Origin of the sequence: Streptomyces sp. KLMMK, from assembly GCF_036961605.1 — a bacterium.
Taxonomy (GTDB): domain Bacteria; phylum Actinomycetota; class Actinomycetes; order Streptomycetales; family Streptomycetaceae; genus Streptomyces; species Streptomyces telluris.
On record NZ_JBAMDC010000186.1, the window covers coordinates 1 to 13,002 of the forward strand.

A 13,002-nucleotide genomic window follows, 5' to 3' on the forward strand; every position below is an offset into this window, starting at 1 on the left:
CCCGCTCCGCGGTCTCCGTGCGCTGACGCTCGGTCTCCTCGGCGGCCTCGCGGCGCAGCCGCTCGGCCTCCGTACGAGCGTCGCGCAGCGCCTCCTCGGCGGACTCCACGCGCTGCTCGGCCTCGGCGTGCAGCCGGGTCAGCTCCGCATCGGCCTCCTCGCGGCGCGCCTCCGCGGCCTTCTCGGCCTCCTCGCGCAGCTTGCGCGCGGCCTCTTCGGCCTCGCTGCGGGTGCGCTCGGCGTGGTCCTCGGCCTCCTCGGCCATCTCCTCGGCCTCGGTGCGCGCCCGCTCCAGGGCCTCCTCGGCCTGCTTGCGCAGGGAGGCGGCCCGCTCGGCGGCCTCCGACCGGACCCGCTCGCTCTCGGCGGCCGCGCCGCCGCGCGTCTCCTCCGCGTCGGCCTTGGCCTTGGCCAGCAGCTCCTCGGCGGTACCGGCCGCCTCCTCGATCTGCTGCAGCGCCTCGCGCCGGGCCTCGCCGCGGATCCGCTCGCCCTCGGCGACGGCGTCGGCCCGCAGCTGCTCGGCCTCGCCGCGCAGCCGCCGCGCCTCCTCCTGGAGCTCGACGGTCCTGGCGCGGTACTCCTTGGTGTCGTCCTTCGCCGCGCCCTTGAGCTGCTCGGCGGTGTCCGCGGCCTGGGCGCGCAGCCGCTCGGCCTCGGCCTCGGCCTCCTTGCGGATCCGCTCCGCCTCGGCGGCCGCGGCCTTCGTGGTGGCGCGGGCGTCCTCGGAGGCCTTGGACAGGACCTCCTCGGCCGTCCGGGCGGCCTTGGACAGCTGGGCCGCGGAGTCCTCCGCGGCGGCGCTGCGGGCCTTCTCGGCGGCCTCGGCGACGAGCCGCTCGGCCTCCGCGGCGGCGTCCGCGCGCAGCTGCTCGGCCTCGGCCTTCAGCGCCTCGGCGTCCTTGGTGGCCTCGCTGACCAGCCGGGCGACCTCGGCCCGGGCGGTGCGGGTGCGCTGCTCGTTCTCCGACTCGGCGCCGGACAGGCGGCGCTCGGCGCTCTCCTTCGCCTCGGCGACCAGCTTCTCGGCCTCGGCGCGCGCCTCGCGCAGCGCCCCGTCGGCTTCCTGCAGGCGGGCCTCGGCGGTACGGGTGAGCTCGGCCGCGGCCGTACGGGCCTGGTCGCTCTCCGTGCTCGCGGACGCGCGCAGCCGCTCGGCGTGGTCGGTGGCCTCCTGGGCCTGCCCGGACGCGGCGGTCAGCAGCCGCTCGGCGTCCGTACGGGCACGGCGCAGCAGGGCCTCGGCCTCGGCGCGGGCCTCGTCGGCCGCGGAGCTGAGGCGGGCGCGGGCCTGCTCGGCCAGGCGCTGGGCCTCGGCGCGGGCCGTGGCCAGTGCCTGCTCGGCCTCCGCCCGGGACTCCTCCAGCAGCCGCCGGGCCTGGGACTCCGTGCGCGCACGCAGCTGCTCGGCCCAGGCCACGTTCTCGTTGACGTGCGACTCGACGGTCTGGCGGCGCTCGTTGAGCTCCTCGTCCAGGCGCTGGCGGCGCGCGACGGCCTCCGCGTGGAGCTCGGCCTCCATCCGGGCCTGGCGCTCGGCCTGCTCCTGCAGCAGCCGCTGCGTCTGCGCCCGGGCCTCGCGCAGCTCGCGCTCGGCGTCCGTACGCATCTGATCCGCCTGAATCTGGGCATTGCGGAGCAACTGCTCCGCCTGGTAACCCATGTCGGCGGTGTCGTACGCCGGGCGGTGGGCGAGATTGCGGCGCGCCTCGTGGAGCTTGGCGCGCAGCACCTCGACCTGGTAGCCGAGGTCGTCGGCGTGCTGGACCGCCTTCTCCCGCTCCTTCTTCAGCCGCTCCATCTCGGCTTCGAATTGCGAGAGGTGGTCGTCAGCCTCGTAGCGGTCGTTGCCCCGCACTGCGCGGTCCCATCCGTCCCCTGGTCGCCTTGGCGGCCGGCTCGTTCCCGCGTGTATCGGTTGGAATCCGGAGCCCGCCCTTCCGAAGAAATGGTGTCAGATCATCGGTACAGCCCGGTCCGGGCCCCCACCCCCAGGACCCCGGCCGAACCCGCACTCTACCGGCCGGGGGAGGTGAGGGTCAGTGCTCCCGGTCCGCCGGGGGCGCCGAGGTGACCAGTTCGGTCAGCACGCCGTGGCAGTCCTTGGGGTGCAGGAAGGTGATCCGCGAGCCCATCGAACCGATCCGCGGCTCGTCGTAGAGCACCCGCACGCCCTTGTCGCGGACGGCCGCCGCGTCCCCGTCCACGTCCGCCGTGCCGAAGGCGATGTGATGGACCCCCTCGCCGTTCTTCGCCAGCCACTTGCCGACCGCGGAGTCCTCCCGCGTCGGCTCCAGCAGCTGCAGGTAGGAGGCCCCGCCGTCGGACGTCTCGTTGATTTTGAGCATGGCCTCGCGGACGCCCTGCTCCTCGTTGACCTCGGTGTGGAACACCTCGAAGCCGTACGTGGCACGGTAGAACTCGACAGTCCGGTCGAGGTCGAAGCAGGCGATCCCGATGTGGTCGATACGCGTCAGCATGGAACCAGTGCACCGCCGTACGGCTTGGTCACGCAACGTGTACGCAACGTGCTTGCGATCACACCCGCTGCCCGGTGACCCCGCGGGTACCGCTCAGTACATTGACGGAAACCATCGTGCTGCACCCCCCGGGGGGCAACCCCCGGACCCCCGGCCGAAAGCGCCGGATGCTCCGTCGTCCATCCTCATCACCCGAAGGGGCCGCGCCTCATGTCCGGTACGAACGGTTCGACCAGCACCACCTCCGTGATCGTCGCGGGCGCCCGTACGCCCATGGGCAAGCTGCTCGGATCCCTGCGCAGCTTCTCCGCGGCCGAGCTGGGCGGCTTCGCCATCAAGGCGGCCCTCGACCGGGCCGGCATCGGCGGCGACCAGGTGCAGTACGTGATCATGGGTCAGGTGCTGCAGGCCGGCGCCGGGCAGATCCCGGCCCGCCAGGCGGCGGTCAAGGGCGGCATCCCCATGCACGTCCCCGCGCTGACCGTCAACAAGGTCTGCCTCTCCGGCCTGGACGCCATCGCGCTGGCCGACCAGCTCATCCGCGCGGGCGAGTTCGACATCGTGGTGGCCGGCGGCCAGGAGTCCATGACCAACGCCCCGCACCTGCTGCCCAAGTCCCGTGAGGGCTACAAGTACGGCGCGATCGAGATGCTCGACTCGATGGATCACGACGGCCTCACCGACTCCTTCGAGTCCATCGCCATGGGCGCCTCCACCGAGAACCACAACACCCGCCTCGGCATCGGTCGCGCCGCCCAGGACGAGATCGGCGCCCGCTCCCACCAGCGCGCCGCCGCCGCCCAGAAGAACGGCATCTTCGAGGCCGAGATCACCCCCGTCGAGGTCCCGCAGCGCAAGGGCGACCCGGTGGTCTTCGCCCACGACGAGGGCGTCCGCGGCGACACCACCGTCGAGGTCCTCGGCCGGCTGCGCCCGTCCTTCCGCAAGGACGGCACGATCACCGCCGGCACCTCCTCGCAGATCTCCGACGGCGCCGCCGCCGTCGTCGTGATGAGCAAGGCCAAGGCCGAGGAGCTGGGCCTGGAGTGGATCGCCGAGATCGGCGCCCACGGCAATGTCGCGGGCCCCGACAACTCCCTGCACTCCCAGCCCTCCAACGCGATCCGGCACGCGCTGCGCCGCGAGGGCCTGACCGTGGAGGACCTCGATCTCATCGAGATCAACGAGGCGTTCGCCGCCGTCCTCGTGCAGTCAATCAAGGACCTCGACGTGTCCCCGGAAAAGGTGAACGTCAACGGCGGTGCCATCGCGCTCGGGCACCCGATCGGCATGTCCGGCGCCCGTACCGTCCTCCACCTCGCGCTGGAGCTCAAGCGGCGCGGCGGCGGCGTCGGCGCGGCGGCCCTGTGCGGCGGCGGCGGCCAGGGCGACGCCCTGATCATCCGCGTCCCCGGCAAGTGACCTCACGCTTCCCGAGGTTTCCCAGAACGGAGCACTGATGGTGGACGTCCCCGCACTGGTGGAGCAGGCCCGCGAAGGCCGGCCGCGCGCCGTGGCCCGGCTGATCTCCCTGGTGGAGGGGGCGTCCCCGCAACTGCGCGACGTCATGGCCGCCCTGGCGCCGCTGACCGGCGGCGCGTATGTCGTGGGCCTGACGGGCTCGCCCGGCGTCGGCAAGTCGACGTCGACGTCGGCGCTGGTCAGCGCCTACCGCCGGGCGGGCAGGCGGGTCGGGGTGCTGGCCGTCGACCCGTCCTCGCCGTTCTCGGGCGGCGCCCTGCTCGGCGACCGCGTACGGATGTCCGACCACGCCTCCGACCCGGGGGTGTACATCCGTTCCATGGCCACGCGCGGTCATCTGGGCGGCCTGGCCTGGGCCGCCCCGCAGGCCATCCGCGTCCTGGACGCGGCCGGCTGCGACGTGATCCTCGTCGAGACCGTCGGCGTCGGCCAGTCCGAGGTGGAGATCGCCTCCCAGGCCGATACGAGCGTGGTGCTCCTCGCACCGGGAATGGGCGACGGCATCCAGGCGGCGAAGGCGGGCATCCTGGAGATCGGCGACGTCTACGTCGTCAACAAGGCCGACCGCGACGGCGCCGACGCCACGGCCCGCGAGCTCAACCACATGCTCGGGCTGGGCGAGGCCAGGGGCCCGGGCGACTGGCGGCCCCCGATCGTCAAGACGGTGGCCGCGCGCGGCGAGGGCACGGACGAGCTGGTCGAGGCCCTGGAGAAGCACCGGGCCTGGATGGAGGAGCGGGGCGTCCTGACGGACCGCCGCATCGCCCGGGCCGCCCGCGAGGTCGAGACCATCGCCGTCACGGCCCTGCGCGAACGCATCGCCGACCTCCACGGCGACCGCCGCCTGACCGCCCTGGCGGAGCGCATCGTCGGCGGCTCGCTGGACCCGTACGCGGCCGCGGACGAACTGGTCGCGGGCCTGACCGAACGGGGATAGCGGCCGGGCGCACGGCCGGGCAGCCGCGCGCCGTCATGGAACGCTCATACGAATAGCCGAAACGGATCTTGGTCGGGGGGCGTCTTACAGACGTCCCCCGTTTCCGTCGAGAGCGATCAGCCCTTGAGTAAGAACCGGCACAAGCTGCGTCCCCGCCGCCGCAGGACAGAGGGGCGGGCAGCCCGCAAGCGCTTCATCGACTACCCCCGTCAGGGCAGGCGCGGCGTACGCCGCTGGCTGCCGTCGTGGCGGCTGGCGGGAGGCACCTTCCTGCTCGGCCTGGGTGGCGCGGCCGGGCTGTTCGCCTGCGTCTACGCGAGCGTCGACATCCCCGACGAGAACGCCGCGGCCCGCCAGGAGGCCAACACGTACTACTGGTCGGACGGTTCGCGGCTGGCGAGCGTCGGCGAGGTCAACCGCACGATCGTCCGGCTGTCCGACGTGCCGGAGTCCACGCAGAACGCGGTGATAGCCGCCGAGAACGAGAGCTTCTACCGTGACCGCGGGGTGTCGTTCAAGGGCATCCTGCGGGCCTTCGCCAGCACGGCGGGGGGCGAGGAGACGCAGGGCGGCTCCACCATCACCCAGCAGTACGTGAAGAACACCTACCTCTCGCAGGAGCAGACCGCCACCCGCAAGGTCAAGGAGTTCGTCATCTCGCTGAAGGTGGACCGGACGAAGAGCAAGCAGGAGGTCCTGCAGGGCTACCTCAACACCAGCTGGTTCGGGCGCGGGGCGTACGGGATCGAGGCCGCCGCGCAGGCGTACTACGGCATCCCCGCGAAGAAGCTCGACCCGAGCCAAGGGGCCATGCTGGCCGCCCTGTTGAAGGGGGCCGAGCTCTACGACCCCTCGGTGAGCCGGAGCAACCACGCGCGGGCGGAGGACCGCTGGAAGTGGATCCTGGACCGGGAGGTGAAGACCGGCCGCATGTCCCAGGAGCAGCGCGACACTTACCGCACCTTCCCCGAACCCCGTAAGCAGTCCGTGTCCACCGGCCTCGGCGGCCAGGCCGGCTATCTGGTCGACGTCGCCAACAAGGACATCAGGCAGCGGGCCATGCTCACCGAGCAGGACCTGGCCCACGGCGGCTACCGGATCCACACCACCTTCGACAAGAGCCGCATGGAGCGGCTGAAGAAGGCCGTCGACGGCGTCCTCGCCAAGGACACCGACCCGCGCGAGCGGCCGGACTCCGACACGGACGTCCAGGCGGGGGCCGCCTCCGTGCGGCCCTCGGACGGCGCCGTCCTCGCCCTCTACGGCGGGCCCGACGCCACGAAGCACTTCGCCAACAACGCCGACACGTCGGGCGTCCCGGCGGGCTCGGCCTTCAAGCCCTTCGTCCTGGCCGCCGCCCTGCAGGAGGGCGTGGACCCCGGCAGCTACTACGACGACAACGGCAAGCTCCAGCCGGCCGAGGACTCCGGCCCCGACGAGAACCACCCGACCCTCCGCCAGGCCCTCACGAGCGGGGGCAACGCGACGTACGTGCGCCTGGGCAAGGAGGTGGGCCTGAAGAAGGTCCGGGACACGGCCGTCCGGGCCGGCCTGCTGAAGAGCAGCATGGCCGAGCTGGAACAGGCCTTCCCCATCGGCACGTCCACGCCGAGCGCGATCCGCATGGCCGCGGCGTACGGCACCTTCGCCAACGAGGGCCTGCAGAACGACCCCTACTCCGTCACCAAGGTCGTCAAGGGCGGTACGCCGGTGGGCGGCTTCGAGAGCCGGGCCAAGGCGCGGCGGGCCCTGGACAAGGACACGGCGGACGAAGTGGCGCGCGCCCTGCGCGACCCCGGCGGCGGCTCCTGGTCGGCCGGGCGGACCGGCGACCAGGACCGGCTGAACTCGGCCTGGTTCACCGGCTGGTCCGGGAACCTGTCCACGGCCGTGACGGTCTTCCGCACGAAGCCCGAGGGCGGCCCGCTCCTGCCGATGGCGGACCTGGGCGGCGAGGAGGGGCGGCGGGGCAACGCCTTCCCGGCCCGCATCTGGGCGGACTACACGGGCACGGCCCGCCCCTGAGCGCGTTCGCCTGCGGGGCGGGCCGGACTCAGGCGCGGCCCCGCAGGGAGCGCAGGTGCTGGGCGACCGGGGCCAGGGAGGCGTAGAGGGCCTTGAGGTCCGCCTCGCCCAGCAGGTCGATGAAGTGCTCGCGCACGGAGGCCACGTGGTGCGGGGCGACCTGCCGCATGGTGTCCCAGCCGTGCTCCGTGAGGACGGCGTACAGGCCCCGGCGGTCCGACTCGCAGTTCTCGCGCCGGACCAGCCCCGCGTTCTCCATGCGGGTGATCTGGTGCGAGAGGCGGCTCTTGGACTGCAGCGTGGCGGTCGCGAGGTCGCTCATCCGCATGCGGTGGTCCTCGGACTCCGAGAGGTTGACCAGGATCTCGTAGTCGTTGTTGGTGAGGCCGAACGGCTGCAGGTCCCGTTCGAGCTGGTGCATCAGCAGACGGCTGACGTCCAGGTGGGCGCGCCAGGCGCGCTGTTCCTCTTCGCTGAGCCAGCGGGTGCCGTTCTCGGTGTCCATAGACATAGAGGAATTCTACCTAAGAAAGTTGAAAGATTAACTAGTTGTGGTGCGGAATGTGAGGTCACACGTTCGACGTCACACTCTGCAGAGTACCGCTCACAGCCCGAAGCGGCGCTGGAGGTCGCCGAGCTGGCCCGGCATCCGGGGCGTGGTTGGCTGATTCGACGGGCTTGCGTGAGGGACCCCCTCCTGCTGCGGCGTCTCACCGGTCGGGATCTCGCCCATCAGCTGCTCCGTGGACTGCAGCAGCACCGTACCGGCGCCCACGAACTCGAACTGGTGCTCCTCGCCCGAGGTGCCGCCGAGGCCCGTGAAGGCGCGCACGCCGCCGAGCACCCCGCGCAGGTACTGGTGGTCGTAGTGGTGGCAGGGGGAGGGGCAGTCGGCCCAGCCGACGAGGGCCTGGGGGTCCACCCTGACGGGTGGCTCCACGAAGACCACGGGGCCGTTGGAGGCCGCGACGAACTTGCCCGTGCCGATGAGCGTGAGGAAGCCGGGGACGATCGACTGCTTGAGCGAGAGCGACGGCTGGAAGGCAAGCAGATTGCCCGACCGCACCGTCAGGTTGCCGTCCTCCAGGTCGTAGGAGTTGACGTCGAAGCTGCGGTCCGCGAGGACCATCTTGCCCTTGCCCTCGGCGACCACCCAGTCCGCGGCGTGCAGCGGCGAGTGGAAGCTGTGGGCGATGAGGCGGTCGAGGCGGCCGTGCCCGATGCCGTGGAAGTCGATGTTCCCGTAGTAGGCGATCATCTTCCCCTTCTGCAGGAACCACTGGCCGTCGAGGTCCACGCTGAAGGCGTACGGGTTGACGTTGTCGTCGGCCGGAAGGGTGTGCGCGTCGAAGACGACCGGACCGTTGGCAGTGCTCACAGCTTCTCCTCCGACGCCTGTACGTAGACCGTGCCCTCGCCGGACAGTTCGAGCTGGAACGCCTCCCCGGAGCCGCGCCCCACCATCTCGCGCCAGCCGAGGGCGGTGGAGAGCTTGCTGCGGACGTCGCCGCGGTGGGCGACATAGGCCTGCGGGTCGACGTGGACGGGCCGCCCGGACCGGATCGGCAGCTCGATGACGCCGCCGTGGGCCATCACGGCGACCGCGCCGTGGCCCTTGAGGGTCGTGGTGAACAGGCCCTGGCCGGTGACCTGGCCGCGGACCATGCCCATGACGCCGCCCTGCGAGCCCATGAACATGGTGCCCTGCTGCAGGGTGCCGTCGAAGGCGAGCAGCCGGTCGGCCTCGACGTAGAGGGTCTCGCCCGAGAGCTCGATCACCTGCACATGGTGGCCGCCGTGGCCGAACATCACCGTGCCGCTGCCCTCCACGGTCATCAGCGGAGTGGCCTCGTTGGCGATGCGGCGGCCGATCATGCCCATCACGCCGCCCTGGCCGCCGGTGATGCTGGGGGTGAAGGAGACGTCGCCCTTGTAGGCGAGCATGGCGCCGCGCTGGCTGAAGAGGCGCTGGCCGGGGGCGATCTGCGCCTCGACCATGCGGGAGTTCAGGGTCCGGAACGGCATCAGACGTCGCCTCCGAAGGTGGTGCGCTCGCTCGGCTGCACGTAGACCAGGCCCTCGCCCTCGAAGCGGATCTGGAACGCCTCGCCGGAGCCCTCGCCGATGAACGTGCGGAAGTTGACGCCGGACTGGAAGTGCTGCTTGAGCTTGCCGGTGTGGGCGATGTACGCGCCCGGGTCGACCTGCAGGGGGGTGGACGGGGTCACGCGCAGCACGACGGCCGTGCCGTGGGACATGATCGCCGCCTGGCCCGTGCCCTCGACGGTCGTGGTGAACAGGCCGTTGCCCTGGGAGGCGCCGCGCAGGCCGGTGAAGGTGGTGCCGGTGCGCAGGCCCGCGTCGGCCGCGAGGAGGTTGCTCGCCTCGACGTGGAGCGTCTCGCCGCGCAGGGAGACGAGGTTGATCTCGGTCGCCCGGTCGGCGAAGTAGCAGGTGCCGTGTCCTTTCACCTCCATCACTTCCATCTGCTCGCCGGTGAGCCGGCGGGTGACCATGCCGCGCAGGCCGTCCCCGCCACCGGTCATCTTCTTGAAGTTCATGTCGCCCTCGTACGCGACCATCGAGCCGTTCTTGGCCTTGACCGCGTCGCCCGTCAGGTCGACGGCGAGGACTTTGCTCCCCTGGAGCCGAAACTGTGCCACGGGACGACGCTAGCGGGCGGACTCGCCGGTCGACAGGGCCTTGGTCCCGGAATGACCCCGGATCCAGGCATCCGGGACGGGGCTGCGACAATGGACGAGCTTGTGAATACCATCACAAGCTGTAGTCGTCCCACCACTGTCCAGCCACTGACTCACGAAGGTGCGTACCCCCGTGGACATCAAGACCGCCTCCGCCCTGCGCCGGCTCCGCCTGGTCTCCGCCCCGGAGGCCGTTTCCTTCCTGCTGCTGCTCGTCTGCTCCGTGCTCAAGCGCACGACGGACTTCAACGCCGTACCGGTGATGGGCGCCGTCCACGGCGTGCTCTTCGTCATCTACGTGATCTTCTGGCTGGACGCCTGGAACAAGACCAAGTGGTCCCTGAAGACCGGCGCCCTCTACTTCGTCCTCTCCGTCCTGCCGACGGGCGGCTTCTTCGCCGACCGGATGCTGCGCCGCGAGGCCGAGGCGAGCCTGATCGCCGCCCGCGCCCGCAAGGAGGGCGTGGTCAACGCATGATCGTCGCCTTCTCGGTGTCGCCGCTGGGCGTCGGCGAGGACGTCGGCGAGTACGTGGCGGACGCGGTGCGCGTGGTGCGCGAATCCGGCCTGCCGAACCGTACGGACGCGATGTTCACGTCGGTCGAGGGCGAGTGGGACGAGGTCATGGACGTCGTCAAACGAGCCGTGGCAGCGGTCGAGGCCCGCGCGGGCCGGGTCTCCCTCGTCCTGAAGGCGGACATCCGCCCGGGCGTGACGGACGGCCTGACGTCGAAGGTGGAAACGGTCGAACGCTACCTCTCCGAGGGCTGACCACGGCTTACGGCTGACCGCGGCCGAGGGAACGGCCCGGTCCGGGAGCACACAGTGCTTCCGGACCGGGCCGTTTCGTCGTTGCCTGGTGTGCCGTCAGCCGATGCGGCCGATGTGAATCACCACGATGGTGACGGACTCCCCGGCGATCTCGTAGAGCACGCGGTACCTGCCCACGTGCATCCTCCGCAGGTCGGGCGAGCCGTATTCGACCGACTCTGTGGGGCGGGGTTCGGCGGACAGCAAGTCCACTGCGGTGAAGAGCTGGCGAAGTCCTTCGGGGTCGTCCTTGAGGAACCGGGCAGCCGCGTCGATGGCGGGCTCATCCCAGATGATCTGAAAGGTCACTCACGCTCCAGGCCAAGTCGCATTCGCACATCCTCATGCGGGATGCCAACCGCCGTGCCAGCGGTTAGCCGTTCCCGGTAGAGGGCAAGCGCGAGGGCGTCCTCGATGTCGGCGAGCTCCTGGGGGTTGATGAGCACGGCCGCGGGCTGGCCGTGGTCCGTGATGGTGATGCGCTCGCGGGCGTGCGAGGCGCGGCGAACCAGAGCTCCGAAGCGGGCGCGCGCTTCGGTGATCGGCAGAGTGTCACTCATGCGCAGAACTGTACACTTCCCGCTCCTACTGTGTCCTGTGGTTTCTGCCGTTAAGCGGTGGCCCCGGCGGCGTGGGGTATGCGGGCGGGGCCACCGCCCGGTCAACTCCCGCACGGCGCCCGCCGGGTCGGCCAGCATCGCCCTGCCCTCCGGCGATCCGGCCGCCCCGGGCGTGCAGGCGAGCGACCTCGCGAGCTCCCGGCGGGCCACCGCGGTGTCCGTGGCCCGTACGCGGGCCAGCTCGTCCGCGAAGGACTGGAGCGGCCCCTCCGGCGGCGGGCACAGGAAGTCCGGGTGGTAGCCCCCACCCGGCATCAGCAGGGAGAGCGCCGTCAGGTCGAGCCCGGCCAGGACCTCCCGCCGGCGCCGCAGCCAGGGCAGGTGGTAGCTGTGCCGCTCGGGGCGCAGCAGGGTGTAGAGGCACTGGTGGGTCTCCCACAGCGGGGAGATCCCGAACCGGCAGCGCAGCAGGTCGCCGGCTTCGAAACGCATGTGCAGCGGCATGTCCCGCCACCTTTCCGGCCGCCCCCGCCGGCGCCCTACTGTTTCGGCTGGAGCCGAAACAGTAGGGCCCGCGCCCCGCACCTGCGCACCCTTCCGCGCATGTCAACGGCACAGGACCCCCTCTCCGCGGGCGCCGCACCGGCCCCCGCCGGCTACCGCGCCGCCCTCGCCGTGCGCGAGTTCCGGGCCGTGTTCGCCGCCCACCTGCTGTCCCTGCTCGGCATCGTCGTCGGCGAGATCGCCCTGTCCGTCCTCGTGTACCGGCTGACCGGATCGCCGCTGCTGGGGGCTCTGACCTTCGCGCTCGGGTTCCTGCCCTACCTGCTGGGCGGCACGCTGCTCGCCGGCGTCGCCGACCGCCACCCCGCCCGGCGTGTGCTCGTCGTGTGCAACCTGCTCTGCGCCGCGGGCGCGGCGGTGATGGCGCTGCCGGGCACCCCGGTGGCCGCCCTGCTGGCGCTGCGCGCCTTCAGCGCCCTGATCGGGCCGGTCCTCGCCGGGACGCGATCGGCCACGCTCGGCGACGTCCTCGGCGAGGGCGACCTGTTCGTCCTCGGCCGCTCCCTGATCCGCATCGTCACGCAGGGCGCGCAGCTCGCCGGCTTCGCGGCGGGCGGGGTGCTGCTCACCGCCGTCTCCCCGCGTACGGCCCTCCTCTCCACGGTGGCCGGTTTCCTCGCCTCCGCGCTGCTCCTGCGCTTCGGGACGCGGCGGCGCCCGGGCCGGGCGTCCGGGGGAGCGGACGTGCTGCGGGCCTCGCTCTCCGGCGCCCGGCAGCTCCTCGCCGACCGCCGCACCCGCGCCCTGCTCCTGCTGTCCTGGCTGCCGCCGTTCTTCCTCGTCGCGCCGGAGTCCCTCGCGGCGCCGTACGCCGACGAGATAGGCGCCGGCACGGTCGGGGTGGGGCTGCTGATGTGCGGGATGCCGGTGGGGACGATCGCCGGAGAGGTGCTGGCCGGATCCCTGCTGGGCCCGCGGGCCCGCGAACGCATCACGCTGCCCGCGGCGTCCGTCCTCCTGCTGCCCTTCCTGCTCTACGTGGCGAAGCCCTCCCTCGGCTGGGCGCTCGGCGCCGTGGCCCTGGCCGGTCTGGGCGCGGCGTACACGCTCGGGCTCGACCAGTGGTTCGTCGCCGCGGTGCCCGAGGAGCTGCGCGGACGGGCGATGACCTTTCAGACGGCGGGGACGATGACGATCCAGGGGCTGGGCATGGCGCTGGCTGGGGCGGCGGCCGAGTACGCGCCCGTCCACTGGGTCGTGGTGGGCGCCGGGGCGACCGGCACCCTGGTGGTCGGGGGCGCCGTGCGGCTTGTCGTAGGCTCGGCGTGATCCACGGTCAAGATCTGCAGGGGGAGTTGCGATGCTCGACGTGTTCACCGGTGGGACGAAGCGGTCCGGCGCCGACTTCGAGGTGGTGGTGCTGCGTGACACGCAGGCGGTCGCCGAGGCGATACGCGAGGCGCTGGCCGTCGCCGGCGCCGAGGAGCGGCCCGGGCTGGAGC

General features: G+C 72.0%; 13 protein-coding genes and 1 pseudogene. 6 read left to right on the top strand and 8 right to left on the bottom strand.

What is annotated here, in order from left to right; all coding sequences use genetic code 11:
- Both V7793_RS23265 and mce read right to left on the bottom strand, forming a co-directional pair.
- Window positions 1-1,801: pseudogene (locus V7793_RS23265) on the bottom strand (hypothetical protein); the annotation flags it as partial.
- A gap of 238 nt (window positions 1,802-2,039) precedes the next feature.
- On the bottom strand, window positions 2,040-2,480 hold the full coding sequence (mce, locus tag V7793_RS23270; protein WP_168094041.1) for a methylmalonyl-CoA epimerase: 441 nt from the start codon (window positions 2,478-2,480) through the stop codon (window positions 2,040-2,042).
- Window positions 2,481-2,690: 210 nt separating this feature from the next.
- On the opposite strand from mce, the gene V7793_RS23275 reads away from it, so the two are divergent.
- The 3 genes from V7793_RS23275 (at window position 2,691) to V7793_RS23285 (ending at window position 6,924) form a co-directional block, all read left to right on the top strand.
- A complete protein-coding gene (locus V7793_RS23275; RefSeq protein ID WP_336009497.1) occupies window positions 2,691-3,902 on the top strand; it encodes an acetyl-CoA C-acetyltransferase in 1,212 nt (403 codons plus the stop codon).
- Window positions 3,903-3,939: 37 nt separating this feature from the next.
- Window positions 3,940-4,899, top strand: coding sequence for a methylmalonyl Co-A mutase-associated GTPase MeaB (meaB, locus tag V7793_RS23280; protein WP_179082696.1), 960 nt, complete (start codon window positions 3,940-3,942; stop codon window positions 4,897-4,899).
- Between the two features lie 123 nt (window positions 4,900-5,022).
- The gene (locus V7793_RS23285) at window positions 5,023-6,924 is read left to right on the top strand and encodes a transglycosylase domain-containing protein (RefSeq protein WP_336009500.1); all 1,902 of its coding nucleotides are present in this window, start codon (window positions 5,023-5,025) and stop codon (window positions 6,922-6,924) included.
- Window positions 6,925-6,952: 28 nt separating this feature from the next.
- Here V7793_RS23285 and V7793_RS23290 read toward each other — a convergent pair whose 3' ends face one another.
- The 4 genes from V7793_RS23290 to V7793_RS23305 form a co-directional block, all read right to left on the bottom strand.
- Complete coding sequence (locus V7793_RS23290; RefSeq protein ID WP_168094077.1) at window positions 6,953-7,429, bottom strand: MarR family winged helix-turn-helix transcriptional regulator; 477 nt, start codon at window positions 7,427-7,429, stop codon at window positions 6,953-6,955.
- A 99-nt stretch (window positions 7,430-7,528) separates the two neighbouring features.
- Window positions 7,529-8,302 carry an AIM24 family protein gene (locus V7793_RS23295; protein WP_336009502.1) on the bottom strand — a complete coding sequence of 258 codons (774 nt, stop codon included), beginning with the start codon at window positions 8,300-8,302 and terminating at the stop codon, window positions 7,529-7,531.
- Window positions 8,299-8,949 carry an AIM24 family protein gene (locus V7793_RS23300; RefSeq protein ID WP_336009504.1) on the bottom strand — a complete coding sequence of 217 codons (651 nt, stop codon included), beginning with the start codon at window positions 8,947-8,949 and terminating at the stop codon, window positions 8,299-8,301. Before V7793_RS23300 ends, V7793_RS23295 begins: the two co-directional genes overlap by 4 nt.
- Complete coding sequence (locus tag V7793_RS23305; protein ID WP_336009505.1) at window positions 8,949-9,587, bottom strand: AIM24 family protein; 639 nt, start codon at window positions 9,585-9,587, stop codon at window positions 8,949-8,951. The genes V7793_RS23300 and V7793_RS23305 overlap by 1 nt, the downstream gene beginning before the upstream one ends.
- A 172-nt stretch (window positions 9,588-9,759) precedes the next feature.
- On the opposite strand from V7793_RS23305, the gene V7793_RS23310 reads away from it, so the two are divergent.
- Both V7793_RS23310 and V7793_RS23315 read left to right on the top strand, forming a co-directional pair.
- A complete protein-coding gene (locus V7793_RS23310) occupies window positions 9,760-10,104 on the top strand; it encodes a DUF3817 domain-containing protein (protein WP_336009507.1) in 345 nt (114 codons plus the stop codon).
- Window positions 10,101-10,397 carry an MTH1187 family thiamine-binding protein gene (locus tag V7793_RS23315; protein ID WP_073792111.1) on the top strand — a complete coding sequence of 99 codons (297 nt, stop codon included), beginning with the start codon at window positions 10,101-10,103 and terminating at the stop codon, window positions 10,395-10,397. Before V7793_RS23310 ends, V7793_RS23315 begins: the two co-directional genes overlap by 4 nt.
- A gap of 96 nt (window positions 10,398-10,493) precedes the next feature.
- Here the strand turns inward: V7793_RS23315 and V7793_RS23320 are convergent, their stop codons facing one another.
- The gene (locus tag V7793_RS23320) at window positions 10,494-10,745 is read right to left on the bottom strand and encodes a type II toxin-antitoxin system RelE family toxin (protein WP_336009510.1); all 252 of its coding nucleotides are present in this window, start codon (window positions 10,743-10,745) and stop codon (window positions 10,494-10,496) included.
- On the bottom strand, window positions 10,742-10,996 hold the full coding sequence (locus tag V7793_RS23325) for a type II toxin-antitoxin system Phd/YefM family antitoxin (RefSeq protein ID WP_336009513.1): 255 nt from the start codon (window positions 10,994-10,996) through the stop codon (window positions 10,742-10,744). Before V7793_RS23325 ends, V7793_RS23320 begins: the two co-directional genes overlap by 4 nt.
- Before the next feature lie 603 nt (window positions 10,997-11,599).
- Here V7793_RS23325 and V7793_RS23330 point away from each other — a divergent pair.
- The gene (locus tag V7793_RS23330) at window positions 11,600-12,829 is read left to right on the top strand and encodes an MFS transporter (protein WP_336009511.1); all 1,230 of its coding nucleotides are present in this window, start codon (window positions 11,600-11,602) and stop codon (window positions 12,827-12,829) included.
- Window positions 12,830-13,002 lie beyond the last annotated feature (173 nt).

Coding starts and splice junctions, on each gene's coding strand:
- meaB (WP_179082696.1), top strand. CDS start 3,940: ATGGTGGACGTCCCCGCACTGGTGGAGCAGGCCCGCGAAGGCCGGCCG.
- V7793_RS23325 (WP_336009513.1), bottom strand. CDS start 10,996: ATGAGTGACACTCTGCCGATCACCGAAGCGCGCGCCCGCTTCGGAGCT.
- V7793_RS23315 (WP_073792111.1), top strand. CDS start 10,101: ATGATCGTCGCCTTCTCGGTGTCGCCGCTGGGCGTCGGCGAGGACGTC.
- V7793_RS23300 (WP_336009504.1), bottom strand. CDS start 8,949: ATGCCGTTCCGGACCCTGAACTCCCGCATGGTCGAGGCGCAGATCGCC.
- V7793_RS23275 (WP_336009497.1), top strand. CDS start 2,691: ATGTCCGGTACGAACGGTTCGACCAGCACCACCTCCGTGATCGTCGCG.
- V7793_RS23330 (WP_336009511.1), top strand. CDS start 11,600: ATGTCAACGGCACAGGACCCCCTCTCCGCGGGCGCCGCACCGGCCCCC.
- V7793_RS23290 (WP_168094077.1), bottom strand. CDS start 7,429: ATGGACACCGAGAACGGCACCCGCTGGCTCAGCGAAGAGGAACAGCGC.
- mce (WP_168094041.1), bottom strand. CDS start 2,480: ATGCTGACGCGTATCGACCACATCGGGATCGCCTGCTTCGACCTCGAC.